The sequence below is a fragment of the Aliterella sp. E5.1 genome (genome assembly GCF_057473825.1).
Window position 1 is genome coordinate 1 of sequence record NZ_JBYCCV010000045.1, and the last position, 14,568, is coordinate 14,568.

Here is a 14,568-nt window from a genome sequence, read left to right on the forward strand (position 1 = left end):
GCTTATATAGGGAGACGATCTTGAGCGGCGGCGTATTCGTTGTCGCTTTTGCAGCCAGCGAAACAGCCGTTCATTGACCCAGAGATCTAGGTCTTTAGCTGTTTCTTTGGCGTTGCAGTGACGAAAGGGTAGTGCGTCAAATTAAAGTGGGATAGGTGACGAGATCATGCCAAGTCCAAGACTGTCGCGTTAATCCTGCCCGCCCAAAGCTGCGGTCGTCTTCAATCGACTATGCTGCCAAATCCAGTTGAAATAACTCACCACTAACCGCGTCGTTACCTTGGTTTGCTCCCAGACCTTGCCAAACTTGTTCTGTCTGCGATGCCACAATGCCGTTTGTTGCCTCACAATGCCATTGGTTCTCTCTAACCTTTGCGTCCTGCCAGAGCCAATGTAATGGGTAATCTCAGGCGCTAATACTCGTTAGCCACCCCAATCATCAGTATTGAACCGTTTGCACGCTGTTTTTCCTTCACTACTCACCACTAATGCTTCGATTAATGCGTCAGTATGTTTTCCGACTCGTGCTGCCAAAATCAGCCCACTGGAGTCAGCAAGACTCACACCAATCCAACAATTTCCCATCACTAACTCATCGGGAAGGCACTGCTTCTGTTTTTTGCGACAAAAGACCACAACTCATCCGCACTCACCTCCTCGGTTTGTCCTGCTTGGACTTCGGCATTGTGTACTAATTGTGCTTTTTGGCTGGCAGCACGAACAATGCTAACAACAGTATTATAGGCAAGCCCGGTTATTCGACTAATACCTCGCAAACTACTCCCAACACTTGGGGCTTGCAGCACTTGGCGGATTTGTTCAGGACTGACATGACGGCGATAGGACAAACTGTCAAAGTTTTCTGAGAATGTCTGGCTGCAAGCAGGACACAAGTAGCGTTGATGACCATTGGGCATCTTGCCATGTTTATGAGCTAGAGCCGTGACCACACAGAGGACAGTCCATAGAGTTGTTCAAGTTGAAGATCGCCTTCTCACCATAGCATCCCACATAATTAATGCCCTATCAAAATATTCTCCATTGTCTCAATTATCACTCCTCAATGGGTTGGTTGATAGATCCTCGAGAGCAGTCGGTGTTTGTCTATTTGCCAGATCGCCCAACAAAAGTTTTCGATCGATTCGATACACGTCTACCTGTGCCTGAATTTGCCAATGATTTTTATCTCACAGTCGGAGACTTATTTAACTGGCTACTAGATTGATATGTTTAGTCCCACAGAGTAGAGAGATTAAGTACAAAACCTGGTAGAACATCTGCTCCATCAATCTGTTGAGGGCGATCGCAAATTTGCTTAGATTGATTAGCTATATAGACCTCTACTTGTCGGTCTTGAGGGTTAATTAACCACCCCAAACGCAAACCTATTACTAAGATACTCCTGCATTTTTTGCTGTAATGGTGCAAGGGCATCGCTTGGCGATCGCAATTCAATCGCAAAATCGGGACAAATTGGCGGAAACTTCTGCTGTTGCTCAGTTGTAAGTCGCTCCCAGTTTTCTTTGGCAATCCAGGCTGCATCGGGAGAGCGATTCGCTCCATTAGGGAGTTTGAAGCAAGTTGAAGAACTAAAAACTTTACCAAGTTGGGTTTGTCTGTTCCAATATACTAAATCTGCTATTAAGTCAGCTTCCTGGCTTCCTCCAACTCCTCCCACTGGTGGCATAATGACTAGCTCCCCTTGGGATGTACGTTCAAATTTTAATTCCCGATGGTTTAGGCATAGCTGGTAAAACTGGTCATCACTTAGTTCTACAAAAGGCTTGAGGTTAAGAGTAATTGCAGTCATTGCAGACACCTAACAAATTGACCTGTCTAGTGTCAATTGTACTGTTAGGAAGGAGTTAAGACCTCAGCCCGCACATTAGCAAAATTCTGTGGAGAATTAGGAAACTTAACGGCGTAGGTGCGATCGCACTTTTTACGCAACTTATCTAAGTACAAACGTAATTCTGCTATTGCTTGTCTAATTTCTACCCTTTGCCAATGCTGCGCCCAAATCCTTTCTTGTTGCTGGCGTTGCTCGATACGTTCAAACAATAACCCGAAAGTATAAGGTTGCGTCAATTCTTGCGCTAACCACTCAATATTTACACCCAAATCGGCGGCTATTTGGGCTATATCAGTAATATCTGGTTGATAACCGTCTAAAATGCCCGACCAAAGTATCTGCAATTGGTAACGTACTTGCAAACGAATGGCGATCGCTTTTACAGGTTCTACTAAAAATGCTTGCTCGTCAACTCCCCTCAATGTCCATTGATTCAATTCTTACTAAAGGGCTATGGCGAAAACGCGCATTTACCCGTAATAAAGCTTGGTAAAAAGCTACATCTTCTGGGGTCCTCACGGCGGGTAAGCCTCCCGCCTGTTTGTACATCTGGGCAGTGACAGCGAGGCTTGCACCGTAATGTTGATAGTGACGCGGGAAGCGATCGTAAGGGTCAGGATTGATATATGATTCTAATTCGGCAATTTAATGAACGGTAGCCCACTTCGCGCAGGTAGCAAGTTTTGGCGTAAAGATTTAAGGTATTATGATCGCTTTTAGTTGTATAAATTCTCCCACCTACCGCATCTGCACCCGCCGCAATTTCGGCGGCATTTGCAGCAATCCAAGTTGGTGTAACTTGCGAATCGCCATCTGTGGAGGCAATTATGCCTTGTTTGCGTCCTAAGTAAGCCAAACGATAATAAGCTTCATCCATCAAGATTTGCCGCCCTCTACCAATGTATGCCTCCGCCAGAGGTAGGGTTATTTCAACTACGTGCAAGACTAGTTGGGGGTGCAGTCTAGCAAAATGACGGGCAACTTTGGCGGAATTGTCGCTACAGTTATTTGCTAACAAAATAACTTCGTAGCGCTGTAAATCAAATCGCTGTCCATCTAAGTCGATTTGGTAGGTGAGAGCGCTAAGAGTGGCTTCTAGGGTTCCCGCTTCGTTGCGAACAGGGACAATAACGCAAACTTCGCATTGAAATAAAGGTGGTGTCGGAACTAGAAGCACTGGAGACTTCTGAGGTAAGTTATTTGCTAAATCCACAAATAACTCTAAGCGCTCATCTCCCATAGCACTTTTTTAATTTTTTACGAGCGAAAGACATGAAATAGTTTTATAAATCTTAATAAAACTATTGTGTCCTTTTAGCCTTTCATCGAAATCTGTCTAGTGGAGGATTGGTAACAATTAGTGAGGAATGGTTAGGACTTCACCGAGATTTTTCTGACCCTAAATTTCAAAAATCTTATCCTCAATTGCCCATTTTGCAAGCAAAAATTTTTGCTTGTGTTATATATTACAGCGTTATATAAGTCTTAAACTATACTAGGAAATAATATTGCCTCAGTAGACAACAATCTTGCTGAGGCAAAGTTAAAATTTATTAAAAGTAACGTTTAGTATGGATGCGTCTCAACTTTTTGAGATTTTGCTTGCATGGCGTAATCGCGGAACCGTTCTAAATCTCCCTTAAGACTTGATTCTACGGCTTTGCCTAAAAATAGACCATCCATAATTTTGCCCAAAATACCAGGAATGGCATAGGCAATAGAGAGTTTGACAATACTGCTATTATTGTGGCGATCGTAAAAGCGAATAGCACCACGATTGGGTAAACCATCCACTGACTCCCACTCAATAATTTGATTGGGAACAATTTTTGTGATGCGTGACAGCCAGCTAAATTCTAAGCTACCTGTTTTCAGCTTCCAGCGAGATAGTTGAGGATCGTTGGGTAAAACCTTTACCGAATCAATCCATTTCATCCATAAAGGCATTTGTTCCAAATCAGCCCATAGCTGCCAAACTACATCTATAGGAGCATCTACTTCAACCTGTACGCTATGCTCTAACCAATCAGCCATCTAGTTTTCCTCTATTATGTTTTGGGCTACGCTACAGTAGATAACTGCTGTCTATTTTCTATTTCTTCTACACTAGCCAAAATTGCCTTAGCCGCCTGACGACCGGAAAGTGTTGCTCCTTCCATGCTATCGATATAGTCTTGCTGAGTATAACTCCCTGCCAGAAAGAAATTATTTACAGGTGTTTTTTGCGCTGGACGATATTTGTCCATGCCAGGGGCTTCGCGATACAGTGACTGGGCAAGTTTGACGACGCTATACCAAGTCATATTCAATTCCCGCGATGAGGGGAATAAGGCATGGACTTGTTTGAGAACGTGCTGGGCAATTTCTTCGTTACTTTGTTTGATAAATGGATCTCCTGGGGTTAGTACCAGTTGCATTAACGAGCCTTGTCCGGGAAGATAGTAGTCACTGGGGCTAGTTAGCGCCATATCTGCAAAACAAGAAAAGTCAGCATCCGCCGTATACAACAAATTATCTATCCCGGCAGCATGGTCTAATTGAGTGCGTTCGGCAGGATCTTGCAACTCTGTTACCCAGCCATCAAATCTTAACTGTACCGTGGCAACGGGTACGGCATCTAATTTATAAATGTTGTCAAATTCTGACCACGATCGCCATGCTTGGGGTAATACTTTTTGAATTCCTGGTACATCGCAGGCGCATACGTAAGCATCGGCGGTAATTTTTTTTTCCGTTTCTCCATTAGCAACTATTAAGCCTGTAACTCGCGTTTTTTTCCCAACACCCGTAAACTGAATTTCTCTAACGCGGCGGCGAGTGTGGATTTTTTCGCCTCTAGCTTCTAAGTATTCAATTATTGGTTTATGTAAGTATTCGGAGGGCGAACCTTCTAGCATTCGCAATACCGAAGCTTCGGTTCGGGCGGCAAATAGTTGAAATATTGTCAACATACAGCGCGCGGACATATGTTCGCAGTCAATAAAACCTAATGCGTAAGCAATGGGGTTCCACATCCGTTTGATACTGCCATCGCTACCCCCTTGGCGGCGAAACCAGTCAGCAAAGCTAACTTTGTCAAGGCTGCGGATAGTTTTCATTGCGCCTTCAAAGTCTACCAAGCCTCGGACTATGGGGCTTGTACCAAGGGCGATCGCATTTTGGGCTTTGTCTAGTAACGACAGTTGTGAAGTAGTAAAAAATGCCTTTAATCCATTGAATGGCGCGCCTGTAAGAAAGCGAAAATCTAATTCGCCAATCCGTCCGCCTTCATTAATAAAAGTATGGGTATGTTGCTTTAAGCGCAAGTTGTCTAGCGCCCCTACTTTTTTCATTAAGTCAAATAACTGATAGTAGCAGCCAAAAAAGACGTGCAAACCCATCTCTAAATGATTGCCATCCGCATCTACCCAACTACCAACTTTGCCGCCAACAAAAGGACGGGATTCAAAAATTTCTACTTCCCAACCCGCATCTGCTAATTCTACAGCAGTTGCCAGCCCAGCCAGTCCCGCCCCAACGATCGCAACGCGCATCTAGTTTTTGTATCCTTCTCGCATTCTTTACATATTTTAATCTGTTAGCGGTTTTGTTTTCACAGGTAAATAAGGAGAATATTCTTTAAACTGCCATTGTAAGGAAGTGGGAGAAGAAAGTGCGATCGCGCTTTCAATTTGAAACTCTACCAAACTCTTAGCTCCAGCAAATTCTAGAGCTTTTTTACTATCCCAAGCGATCGCACAGGTTCCGGTAAGCTGAAGCGTGTCTCCAGTTTCAAAATCAATAAATAATAATCCAGCTTGCGGATTTTCGACCAAATTGCCTAAAGTATTAAACATATTATTGCCAGCGTAATCAGGAAAAACTAACTTATCTGGCTGCAAAACTTGGACAAAACCAGGATAACCGCCACGATGGGAAGCATCCGCACCGCTTTGAGGATGATAACTTGCGATAAAGAATGTGTCGGCTTGTTGAATAAATTGCTGCTGCTGAGGCGATAGCGTTGTGTCGATTTGGATGCTAAATTTACCTCGATTGGGAGTAGTTTTAACCTCGCGCTTTTGGATGTACTGAGGACAATTGAAATAGACTTGCTGAGTATGCAAATAAATTTTACTTTTATCCCGCACTTTAGCTTTCCCGTTGACTCTTAAGCGCCTGCGAGTAGCTAAATCAATCGCTAGTAAACCGATTTCATCGCTAGATTGTAAATTGTCCTTCAATGGATCTTCGTCAATTAATGCCGCATCAATTGTGACTATTTGTTCGGTTATTGCTTGCAAAAACCCCGGTTCGCCTGTAAATAGAGAAGCCCAAACGCGATCGCTAGAATCAATCGTACTTGCGATCGCTAATCTTTGACTTGCTAAAAATTCTTTAGCGGCTGGTTTGATAATTGCGCCACCCATTTTTTGGGCTAAAATTGCTGCTTCTGCTTGAACCCCTACAAGCGCTTGAACTGCAAGTTCTCCTGAATGATAAATCATTAGCTTTGCTCAAATAACTTACAAACCTGGCATCCCTACATAACCAGGAAGCTGCTTGATGCGGTTAATCCAGGCAATTACATTGGGATATTCTTCTAAGACAATTTTGCCATCGGCGGCTAAGGCAATGTAAGGAAAACAAGCAATATCTGCAATTGTTGGGCGATCTCCTTCTAACCAATTTTGCCCTTGCAAGTGTTCGTCGATAACTTGTAGAATTTTGTAGGCTTTGCTTTGAGCTAAGTCTAAATCTATTTTGGCTTTGAATATAAAATGCAGTCTAGCAGCAGCAATACCTTGTTGAATTTCATTTGCTGCTGTCGATAACCATTGCCCAACTTTAGCCATTGCTTCTGCTTCTATAGGTAGCCAATCTTCGCCACCGTAGCGCCGCGCCAAATATACCAAAATTGCTTGGGAATCTCGAATTACTACATCGCCATCTATGAGAACTGGTACTTGCCCAAGCGGGTTTAGTTGCAAAAAAGCGCTGGACTTATGTTCCCCTGCTTGTAAATTAACAGGTACAAGTTCATGCTCTAATCCTAGTAGCGACAACATCAGCCGAACTTTATAGCAATTTCCCGATAAAGTTAAGTCGTACAGCTTCAGCATTGTTCCTCTAAAAAAGTATCTTTAGACCGAACGTTCGGTCTAAAGATACCCTATCAAACGTTCGGTAAAATAGCAAGGAACTATTACCCCTATATCAATGGTTAAAGACGAAACAATCGCTCAATTATTAACTGTATTTCGACGCTACGGTTATGAAGGGGCAACTTTAACGCGGCTTTCTGAAGCTACAGGCTTAGGTAAAGCAAGTCTCTATCATCATTTCCCTAGAGGTAAAGAGGAAATTGCTGCCGCAGTTCTCAATTACACCAACGATTGGATGACAGCAAATATTATTGCCCCATTGCGCGACAAAGAGCGTCAACCAGCGCTGAGAATTAGGGAAATGACAAAACAAGTAAACGAGCTTTATAGTTGCGGTCAGAAGCCTTGTATATTAGCGGTGCTGGTATTGGGAGATAACGATATATTTCACGAGCAAATTCAGAGAGCATTAAGGCTTTGGATTGATACTTTAGCTGAGGTTTTGCGAGATGCTGGCTTAGACGAAAAAACAGCACAATATCGGGCTAAAGATGCCATTATTCAAATTCAAGGTGCGTTAATACTGGCGCGGGGATTAAACGACATTCAACCCTTCAAGGGCGTGATTGAGCGTTTGCCAGAAGTTTTGCTCAAACTCTAATTTATTCAAATTGAGGCATTAGTTGCAGCGTACCAATACCTAACTCTTTAGGCGAGAGACTTTGCCCAACAAATAGCGCCATCATATCTTTTAGATGCGGTTGTCCCCGCGAAGCACCCATCAACCCCCTAGCAATAATCAAACCGCAATAACCGCGCGTATGTTTACACCGCTCGTCCCACTTTTTTCGGGCGGCGATATGAACTGGATCTTGGTCTAAAAACTCACCAAACAAAAACATTTCGCTGTTTTCAGTTTTTAAGACTCCTAAATCGTAACTTTCCCCTTCAAAAGGATCTGCCCCAGGATTAAAACCAATACCTTTAATTCCTCCCGCTTGTTGAATAGTATTAATTATGGTCATTGCTTTGGGGCGGGAGGTTTGAATTAAAATTACTGGCAATCCATCTCCTGCTTGGGTAGGCTGTCCCAATTGTTGGTGATGAATTGCTCCTTTGCGGAGATAATCAACCATTTCCCAAGACACGACACCCAAGCTTAAAAAAGAGTCCTCTGGAATCAAGTCATCTCGCAAAGACTGAAACATCGGCACTTCGTCTAGATCGTCACTTTCAAAACTCATCGCCTCTAGTTCGGCGGTGAGTTGGGGCATAGTAGCAACAGTGACAGCAATTGGCTTTTCTTTAGTTTTTGCTTCCGTTGGCGGCACAGTAATTTTATATTTATGCTTGAGGGGGGTTATTTCCTCCGACAAGCGATCGCGTTCGTCACGAATAAAGCGATTAAGTCCTTCTAAGGCAACATACATCGCGATCGCTTCTTCTTCGTACAGTACCGAGCGTAAACCTTCTAAAGGGTGAATATTTCCAAAAGATGGTTGAATTTCCTCTAGTGGCAAGTCAGCCAAATCGATAATGTCATCGTCGTCTTCATCTTCATCATCCTCGTCTTCACTATCAGTATCAAAAGTCAAAAACAAGCAATCTTGCTTCAAAAAAGCTTCTTCTAAGTTTCCTGGCGATTCATTTTCTAACAACACCTTGGCTCGAAATTGCTTGAGCGACTCTTGGGAACGATAAAGCAAAATCCCGTACTCCATCCCCAACATTCCCATTACTGAAGCGTAGAGAGTGCCGATATCCCATTGGTTTAATTCAATGGAGATGATTTGATGCTCTTCTAAAAGTTCCCAAGGGGCGCTGTGCCAAATTTCAAAAGCTTTTTGGTTAAGGGCTTGGGCGTACTGCGGTGGCAAGTCGGGAGTTTGGGTGTCAACGACATCTTGAAAGCTGCGGTACAGTTCGTCAATTAGCGGCAAATCAGGGACATAATCGATGGCAATATCTAATTCTTGGAGAGCGCCGCGTAAAAAAAACTGAATTTCGCGACTTCTGACAACAATTTTTTGGGGACGGGCGGGTTTAGCTGGGCTATTGGGATGCTCCATTGCCCTTAGTAGCGTCCGCACAATTGCCTCTGGTCCAGTGTCTTGGGCTACCACATCCATCGCCCGGACAACGCCTTGCGAACCATCTACCCAGAGAATGCACTCACCTTTGGATTCAAAGCTCGGTTCTAACTCCGATGAGGGCGGTGAAAATGGGCGGCGATCGCCCTCCCAAACACTAGAAATCTGGTTTAATTGTTGCAACCGACGACGGGTAGAACTATTTAAAGACATTGTCATAAACCAAGCCAATCATCTGAGACGATGCGAAAAGTGTGAGGGAGGAAGCTTTTAGTCGCAAGTTTTTTTGTAAAAGTCTCGCTTCTAACTGAGATTAACGCCTACTTGTTGATATTTTCCACAATTTGCACTCTTTTTAACTAAATTGACTACCAATTTTTTGATGGCAAGCTTTTAGAAATTGTAACTACAGGATTGTTGACAATAGCTAAAATCGCCGCAATATAAAGCTAGGCTTGTAACTAGCACACCTTATACTGATAGTAGCTAACATTATGGACAGTTAAAAGCTCTACAACTCGCTAAAATAAACTAAAAAGCTGTTATTACTTCACTTTAACCTTAAAGCAGGTTCCTAACTATGACAAATTCTACAGTTCAATCTGGGCAACGCGGGATTCAGCTTAGCCAAGCTGCCTTACAACACTTGCAAACATTACAACAGCAACAAGGTAATGCTTTGTGTCTGCGCGTAGGAGTGCGTCAAGGCGGTTGTTCGGGGATGTCTTACATGATGGATTTTGAAGCTGAAAGTAATATTGGGGAAAAAGATGAAGTGTTTGATTACGATGGCTTCAAAATTGTCAGCGACCCCAAAAGTTTGTTGTACCTTTATGGTTTAATGCTTGATTACAGCAATGCTTTAATTGGGGGCGGGTTTCAATTTACCAATCCCAATGCGGCACAAACCTGCGGCTGTGGTAAGTCTTTTGGTGTTTAACCACGTGCAAAAGGCAGAAGATATTTTTGTGGGCTTCTGCCTCGCCCTTGTCCCCTTGTTGATTGGAAACGATGACCGAAACAGTTGGCTCTTTATTTGAAGAAAGTTTAGAACGTTACAAAGCTGGAGAAGAAGTAGCTAACCTAATTCCAGCTTTTAAGGAAGTATGCGATCGCGCTCCTAAAAGTAGCGCCGCTTGGGCGTGCTTGGCTTGGCTGTATATGCTAGACAACAAGCCCAACCCCGCTTATAAAGCCGCCCAGAAGGCTGTAAAACTAAATCCCCAAGACGCGCAATCAAGGGTGAATCTAGCGTTGGCGATGTTAGAAAATGGCACTAAGGGCGTGCGCGAACACATCGATCTAGCAATGCAGCTAATTATGATTGATGATGAAGTCCGCGCCGAAATAAAACAAAGCATTGCTGATGGTTTTGCGAGAAAACCCGATTGGAAAAGCTTAGAAAGAGTGAATAAATGGCTGTTTGAGGTTTAAACGAAGTCAAATAGCTGTCTTATGCTGTTGCGGAGAAATTGAGTTGATTTATGACTAAGCAAATTAAGCAAGAAAATATTTTTGTTAAATGGATTAATTTAGCTTTAGTAGCAGATTTTTTTCTAGTATTGTTCGCCTTTTTTTGGTTAGCGATCGCTGCTGCTGGTCACGCGCTCAAATTGCCCCTAGGTTTAGACCTATGGTACAAACTTTGGACACCAGTATTTACGCCAGCGATCGGAATTTTGATGGCAGGGACGATTATTAGTGGCGCGGTGGGTAAAATTACTCAACTTCGTCGCGGCAACGCCTAAATCTTTCAGTTCTAACTACCAAAAGGGTGATAAACAACACGCGGTGGAGCAATCAGTTTGCTACCCGTGTTTTTTTCTTGGTACTAGCAACTATTCATCCGTTGCCTAATATATTTTTAAGTGCTTCAGAAAGCGTGGGATATTGATAGTCAAAGCTGTAGCTCAAAGGACGCTGGGGTAAAACCTGCTGCCCTTCTAAAACAACGATCGCTCCATCGCCAAGCAACGCCTCTATGGCTAAACCCGGTACAGGCAACCAAGAAGGACGATTCATAACTTGCCCCATAGTTTGAGATAGTTCATTCATCCGCACGGGGTTGGGAGCCGTACCATTGAGTACGCCGCTAATGTCAGGGCGTGTAAGTGCTTGAATAATTAAATTTACCAAGTCGTCGCGGTGAATCCAAGAAAACCACTGCCTGCCTGTACCAATTGGTCCGCCAGCAAATAGTTTAAAAGGTGTCACCATCTTATCTAAAGCCCCACCTTTGCCTAAAACAATGCCCAAGCGGATAATTACTAGCCTGACTCCCGCCGTCACAACTTTTTGGGCTTCTGCTTCCCAATCTAGGCAAACTTGAGCCAAAAAATCCCTCCCTGCGGCGCTAGTTTCGTCAAAAGTCGCGCTTTCGCTAGTACCGTAATAGCCAATAGCTGAAGCATTAACTAATACTTGGGGTTTGGGATTTGCCTGGGCGATCGCTTCCACAATTTTTTGCGTTCCCAATTTCCGGCTATGCAAAATTTCTTGCTTGCGGGCTGCCGTCCATCGTCCTTCGGCAATGGGTTCCCCCGCTAGGTTGACTACACCGTTGCAGCCTGATATGGCTTGCTGCCAATCACCCGACTCAGTGGGCGTGTAAGAAACCACTTCTACGTTAGGAAACTTGGCGCTAGGGAATGTCTTTTGAGCAGAATTGACGTTACGGGTCAATACCAGTATGTGATGCCCTTGTAGGTGCAATCGCTCTACCAAACGACTGCCCACAAATCCGGTTGCACCAGAAATTGCTACTTTCATTTTTACCTTTATAAATATTTATTAACTTAATTTGACAATGGAGCAATTTCGGCTTTATCTAATATTTGCGCGATCAAATCTTCTCGTTTTACCGCCATCATGTGAATGCCCTGGCAGATTTGCTTTGCTAACTGTACTTGCTCAGCAGCGATCGCAATTCCTTCTTGCAGGGGGTCTTTAGCTGTTGCCAAACGATCGATTGTAGTTTGGGGAATATTTACCCCAGGAACGCAGCGATTGATAAACTGGGCATTTTTAGCAGATTTAAGTAAAAAAATACCTGCCAAAACTGGTTTATTAGAACTTGCAGCAATTTGATCCATGAATTTTTCTAGCCGCTCAAAGTCTGTAATTAACTGACTTTGAAAAAACTGCGCCCCAGCTTCTAGCTTGCGCTCAAAACGACGCTGCAAGCTCGACCAACTAGGCAATTGCGGATCTACTGCTGCCCCGACAAATAAATCGGTTGCGCCATCAGTAAGCGGGACATTGTTGTAATCAAAACCAGTATTTAACTTGCCTACTAATTGCAACAGCCTTACTGATTCTAAGTCAAATACACTTTTAGCTTCCACATGATCCCCAGCTTTGACTGGATCTCCAGTTAAAGCTAAAATATTTCCCACTCCAAGAGCATGAGCGCCCATTAAGTCTGCTTGCAGCCCAATCCGGTTGCGATCGCGGCAAGCCATCTGACAAATCGGTTCTATACCCCGTTGCAGCAACAGTACCGAGGCAATTACCGGACACATCCGCAATACAGCCCGGCTGCCATCGGTAATATTTACTGCATGAACTCGCCCTTTAAGAGTTTGTGCCATTTGCAGCATATGACTAGGATCGCCACCTTTTGGGGGCGCAACCTCGGCAGTAATTAAAAATTCATTGTTTTTAACGGCGGTACGGAACAAGCTACTCATTTGTTAATTTTTGGTTATTAATTGTTAGTTATTAGTTTCTGTTTTCACAACTAATACAACAAAATACTTAAGTTTCTATTGGTTCAAAAAGTGCGATCGCACTCCTGAATAACTACAGTGGTACAGAATAACCCAACGCCGCCTTAACTTTACTTAGGGTATCATTGGCAATTGCTTCAGCTTTTTGCCTGCCATCGCGCAGCACTGATTCCAAATAGCCCTTATCGTCCATGACTGCCTGATATTTTGCTCTAATTGGCTGTAAGGCAGCGATCGCACTTTCCGCTAGTAGGGGCTTAAATTGTCCCCAGCCCATAGCTGCACACTCCTCTGCTACTGCTTGCTTAGTTTTGCCAGATAGTAGCATATACAGCGTTAGTAAATTATGGCACTCTGGACGTGCTGGATTATCGAAAACTAGCCCCCGTTCTGGATCGGTTTTGCAGCGTTTGATTTTTTGTTGAATTTGCTCAGGAGTATCTAGTAAATTGATGCGGCTACCTTCGGCGGGGTCTGACTTAGACATTTTGCGCGTACCATCGGTTAGACTCATCACCCTTGCCCCTTCTTTACGAATTAAAGGATCAGGCAACTTTAAAACTGGATTTTCCCGTGCAAATTGGTAGTTAAACCGAGCAGCAATATCGCGGGTAATCTCTAGGTGCTGCTTTTGATCTTCGCCCACAGGCACTTTATCAGGCTGGTAGAGCAAGATATCTGATGCCATCAGCACTGGATAGTCAAGCAAGCCAACACTAACATTTTCTCCCTGCTTAACTGCTTTCTCCTTGAACTGGATCATATCTTCCAGCCAGTTGAGCGGGGTAATGCAGTTAAACAACCATGTCAACTCGCTGTGGGCAGAAACATGAGATTGCACAAAGATTGTAGAGTAGTTTAAATCTAAACCGCAAGCTAGATATAGAGCAGCAAGGGTGTAGGTATTAGCTGACAGTTCTGCTGGGTTGTGCGGTACAGTAATCGCGTGTAAATCTGCCACGAAGAGATAATTTTCGTACTGACTCTGCCCTTCCACCCAGTTACGAATTGCTCCTAAATAATTGCCTAGATGTAGATTGCCAGTTGATTGAATTCCAGATAGAACGCGCATTGCCATAAAGTTTAATTCAATTGCGCTTGATACCGCAAAAATAATAGATGTAATAGAGCGATTACTTTTTTTAAGAAAATAGTTGCAAAGGTAAGGGCTACAGGCGCTCCCGCCCAAAAGGATATTCAACCTTTAAGGGGAATGTCCATCCCTCGGCTATCCACCGAGGAAATTTGCAACTCATCCTCTAAACAGCTTGCTCGTTCATCTAGTTTGACATTTCTGGACAAAATTTGAGCAATCAAGAACCCAGTTTAAACGCTTCAATAAATAAACTGTAGGTAAGCCCAATTTTCAGCGCATTTAAAGACTCTACCCAGAAACTTCTCGCGGCTCCTTGGCGGTAACGGTAGTAAATTCGATCTACTACCTCGCTTAAAGCTACTAAAAGTCCCGCCGCAATAACATCCAAATCTGCTGATTGTCCTGCCGTTGTAGAAACTGCTGTTCCTAAAAAAAAGCCAAACAGCAAACTAATCGTCAGTATGGATAGTCGCCGCCAAGGGTTCAATAGCCATTTGCCCAACTGCCCGCCGATAGCATCAAATAAATTGTTGAGACGAGTATTTTGCATAGCTAGAATTAGCCCCCTTGCAAGTGTGACAGATTGCAATCTGACAATAGGCTCCTACTAAAGATATCGTACAAGCTTTAGCCTATGGCAGTAGTCCTTAAGACGTTATTTTTTTAAATACCAATAGATAATAGAGTTAGAGATTGACAAGCATGGTAAGCATAAAAA

17 protein-coding genes and 3 pseudogenes are annotated in these 14,568 nt (G+C 43.5%); 5 read left to right on the forward strand and 15 right to left on the reverse strand.

Going from position 1 to position 14,568, the window contains the following annotated elements; translation table 11 throughout:
- Both AC2VE5_RS14860 and AC2VE5_RS14865 read right to left on the reverse strand, forming a co-directional pair.
- A pseudogene (locus AC2VE5_RS14860) lies at positions 1–81 on the reverse strand (hypothetical protein); the annotation flags it as partial.
- A gap of 55 nt (positions 82–136) precedes the next feature.
- Positions 137–966, reverse strand: a pseudogene (locus AC2VE5_RS14865) (IS1 family transposase).
- A 52-nt stretch (positions 967–1,018) separates the two neighbouring features.
- On the opposite strand from AC2VE5_RS14865, the gene AC2VE5_RS14870 reads away from it, so the two are divergent.
- Positions 1,019–1,225 (forward strand): hypothetical protein, encoded by a 207-nt coding sequence (locus tag AC2VE5_RS14870; protein WP_486888519.1) that lies wholly within the window; start codon positions 1,019–1,021, stop codon positions 1,223–1,225.
- A gap of 5 nt (positions 1,226–1,230) precedes the next feature.
- Here AC2VE5_RS14870 and AC2VE5_RS14875 read toward each other — a convergent pair.
- From AC2VE5_RS14875 to AC2VE5_RS14910, 8 genes and pseudogenes are all read right to left on the reverse strand, one after another.
- A pseudogene (locus AC2VE5_RS14875) lies at positions 1,231–1,810 on the reverse strand (Uma2 family endonuclease).
- Positions 1,811–1,854: 44 nt separating this feature from the next.
- The gene (locus AC2VE5_RS14880) at positions 1,855–2,289 is read right to left on the reverse strand and encodes a hypothetical protein (protein WP_486888520.1); all 435 of its coding nucleotides are present in this window, start codon (positions 2,287–2,289) and stop codon (positions 1,855–1,857) included.
- Positions 2,261–2,401, reverse strand: coding sequence for a hypothetical protein (locus tag AC2VE5_RS14885; RefSeq protein ID WP_486888521.1), 141 nt, complete (start codon positions 2,399–2,401; stop codon positions 2,261–2,263). Before AC2VE5_RS14885 ends, AC2VE5_RS14880 begins: the two co-directional genes overlap by 29 nt.
- A 64-nt stretch (positions 2,402–2,465) precedes the next feature.
- Positions 2,466–3,092: a glycosyltransferase family 2 protein gene (locus tag AC2VE5_RS14890; RefSeq protein ID WP_486888522.1), complete on the reverse strand. Its 627-nt coding sequence runs from the start codon at positions 3,090–3,092 to the stop codon at positions 2,466–2,468.
- A gap of 326 nt (positions 3,093–3,418) precedes the next feature.
- The gene (locus tag AC2VE5_RS14895; RefSeq protein ID WP_486888523.1) at positions 3,419–3,886 is read right to left on the reverse strand and encodes an SRPBCC family protein; all 468 of its coding nucleotides are present in this window, start codon (positions 3,884–3,886) and stop codon (positions 3,419–3,421) included.
- Positions 3,887–3,912: 26 nt separating this feature from the next.
- Complete coding sequence (gene zds / locus AC2VE5_RS14900; RefSeq protein WP_486888524.1) at positions 3,913–5,385, reverse strand: 9,9'-di-cis-zeta-carotene desaturase; 1,473 nt, start codon at positions 5,383–5,385, stop codon at positions 3,913–3,915.
- Between the two features lie 36 nt (positions 5,386–5,421).
- Complete coding sequence (locus AC2VE5_RS14905) at positions 5,422–6,339, reverse strand: pyridoxamine 5'-phosphate oxidase family protein (RefSeq protein ID WP_486888525.1); 918 nt, start codon at positions 6,337–6,339, stop codon at positions 5,422–5,424.
- Between the two features lie 18 nt (positions 6,340–6,357).
- Positions 6,358–6,954 (reverse strand): glutathione S-transferase family protein, encoded by a 597-nt coding sequence (locus tag AC2VE5_RS14910; protein ID WP_486888526.1) that lies wholly within the window; start codon positions 6,952–6,954, stop codon positions 6,358–6,360.
- 97 nt (positions 6,955–7,051) lie between these two features.
- On the opposite strand from AC2VE5_RS14910, the gene AC2VE5_RS14915 reads away from it, so the two are divergent.
- Positions 7,052–7,597 carry a TetR/AcrR family transcriptional regulator gene (locus AC2VE5_RS14915; RefSeq protein ID WP_486888527.1) on the forward strand — a complete coding sequence of 182 codons (546 nt, stop codon included), beginning with the start codon at positions 7,052–7,054 and terminating at the stop codon, positions 7,595–7,597.
- Position 7,598: 1 nt separating this feature from the next.
- Here AC2VE5_RS14915 and AC2VE5_RS14920 read toward each other — a convergent pair whose 3' ends face one another.
- Positions 7,599–9,245: a DUF6930 domain-containing protein gene (locus tag AC2VE5_RS14920; RefSeq protein WP_486888528.1), complete on the reverse strand. Its 1,647-nt coding sequence runs from the start codon at positions 9,243–9,245 to the stop codon at positions 7,599–7,601.
- A 361-nt stretch (positions 9,246–9,606) separates the two neighbouring features.
- Here AC2VE5_RS14920 and AC2VE5_RS14925 point away from each other — a divergent pair, with 361 nt between their 5' ends.
- The 3 genes from AC2VE5_RS14925 to AC2VE5_RS14935 all read left to right on the forward strand — a co-directional run bounded on the left by AC2VE5_RS14925 (position 9,607) and on the right by AC2VE5_RS14935 (position 10,774).
- Positions 9,607–9,966: an iron-sulfur cluster assembly accessory protein gene (locus AC2VE5_RS14925; RefSeq protein WP_486888529.1), complete on the forward strand. Its 360-nt coding sequence runs from the start codon at positions 9,607–9,609 to the stop codon at positions 9,964–9,966.
- 71 nt (positions 9,967–10,037) lie between these two features.
- Entirely contained in the window at positions 10,038–10,460 is a 423-nt protein-coding gene (locus AC2VE5_RS14930) for a tetratricopeptide repeat protein (RefSeq protein ID WP_486888530.1), read from the forward strand.
- Positions 10,461–10,510: 50 nt separating this feature from the next.
- Positions 10,511–10,774, forward strand: coding sequence for a hypothetical protein (locus AC2VE5_RS14935; RefSeq protein WP_486888531.1), 264 nt, complete (start codon positions 10,511–10,513; stop codon positions 10,772–10,774).
- Positions 10,775–10,868: 94 nt separating this feature from the next.
- On the opposite strand, the gene thyD is transcribed toward AC2VE5_RS14935, so the two are convergent.
- The 4 genes from thyD to AC2VE5_RS14955 all read right to left on the reverse strand — a co-directional run bounded on the left by thyD (position 10,869) and on the right by AC2VE5_RS14955 (position 14,400).
- Positions 10,869–11,795 carry a thylakoid membrane protein ThyD gene (gene thyD / locus AC2VE5_RS14940; protein WP_486888532.1) on the reverse strand — a complete coding sequence of 309 codons (927 nt, stop codon included), beginning with the start codon at positions 11,793–11,795 and terminating at the stop codon, positions 10,869–10,871.
- A 26-nt stretch (positions 11,796–11,821) separates the two neighbouring features.
- A complete protein-coding gene (locus AC2VE5_RS14945; protein ID WP_486888533.1) occupies positions 11,822–12,715 on the reverse strand; it encodes a methylenetetrahydrofolate reductase in 894 nt (297 codons plus the stop codon).
- 112 nt (positions 12,716–12,827) lie between these two features.
- Positions 12,828–13,832, reverse strand: coding sequence for a tryptophan--tRNA ligase (trpS, locus tag AC2VE5_RS14950; RefSeq protein WP_486888534.1), 1,005 nt, complete (start codon positions 13,830–13,832; stop codon positions 12,828–12,830).
- A 235-nt stretch (positions 13,833–14,067) separates the two neighbouring features.
- Positions 14,068–14,400: a DUF565 domain-containing protein gene (locus AC2VE5_RS14955; protein WP_486888535.1), complete on the reverse strand. Its 333-nt coding sequence runs from the start codon at positions 14,398–14,400 to the stop codon at positions 14,068–14,070.
- Between the last annotated feature and the right edge of the window lie 168 nt (positions 14,401–14,568).

What these genes read in the sequence shown, in the direction of transcription:
- AC2VE5_RS14930 (WP_486888530.1), top strand. Translation starts at nt 10,038, where the DNA reads ATGACCGAAACAGTTGGCTCTTTATTTGAAGAAAGTTTAGAACGTTAC.
- AC2VE5_RS14945 (WP_486888533.1), bottom strand. Translation starts at nt 12,715, where the DNA reads ATGAGTAGCTTGTTCCGTACCGCCGTTAAAAACAATGAATTTTTAATT.
- AC2VE5_RS14905 (WP_486888525.1), bottom strand. Translation starts at nt 6,339, where the DNA reads ATGATTTATCATTCAGGAGAACTTGCAGTTCAAGCGCTTGTAGGGGTT.
- AC2VE5_RS14935 (WP_486888531.1), top strand. Translation starts at nt 10,511, where the DNA reads ATGACTAAGCAAATTAAGCAAGAAAATATTTTTGTTAAATGGATTAAT.
- trpS (WP_486888534.1), bottom strand. Translation starts at nt 13,832, where the DNA reads ATGGCAATGCGCGTTCTATCTGGAATTCAATCAACTGGCAATCTACAT.
- AC2VE5_RS14955 (WP_486888535.1), bottom strand. Translation starts at nt 14,400, where the DNA reads ATGCAAAATACTCGTCTCAACAATTTATTTGATGCTATCGGCGGGCAG.
- AC2VE5_RS14895 (WP_486888523.1), bottom strand. Translation starts at nt 3,886, where the DNA reads ATGGCTGATTGGTTAGAGCATAGCGTACAGGTTGAAGTAGATGCTCCT.
- AC2VE5_RS14890 (WP_486888522.1), bottom strand. Translation starts at nt 3,092, where the DNA reads ATGGGAGATGAGCGCTTAGAGTTATTTGTGGATTTAGCAAATAACTTA.
- thyD (WP_486888532.1), bottom strand. Translation starts at nt 11,795, where the DNA reads ATGAAAGTAGCAATTTCTGGTGCAACCGGATTTGTGGGCAGTCGTTTG.
- zds (WP_486888524.1), bottom strand. Translation starts at nt 5,385, where the DNA reads ATGCGCGTTGCGATCGTTGGGGCGGGACTGGCTGGGCTGGCAACTGCT.
- AC2VE5_RS14910 (WP_486888526.1), bottom strand. Translation starts at nt 6,954, where the DNA reads ATGCTGAAGCTGTACGACTTAACTTTATCGGGAAATTGCTATAAAGTT.
- AC2VE5_RS14870 (WP_486888519.1), top strand. Translation starts at nt 1,019, where the DNA reads ATGCCCTATCAAAATATTCTCCATTGTCTCAATTATCACTCCTCAATG.
- AC2VE5_RS14885 (WP_486888521.1), bottom strand. Translation starts at nt 2,401, where the DNA reads ATGTACAAACAGGCGGGAGGCTTACCCGCCGTGAGGACCCCAGAAGAT.
- AC2VE5_RS14915 (WP_486888527.1), top strand. Translation starts at nt 7,052, where the DNA reads ATGGTTAAAGACGAAACAATCGCTCAATTATTAACTGTATTTCGACGC.
- AC2VE5_RS14925 (WP_486888529.1), top strand. Translation starts at nt 9,607, where the DNA reads ATGACAAATTCTACAGTTCAATCTGGGCAACGCGGGATTCAGCTTAGC.
- AC2VE5_RS14920 (WP_486888528.1), bottom strand. Translation starts at nt 9,245, where the DNA reads ATGACAATGTCTTTAAATAGTTCTACCCGTCGTCGGTTGCAACAATTA.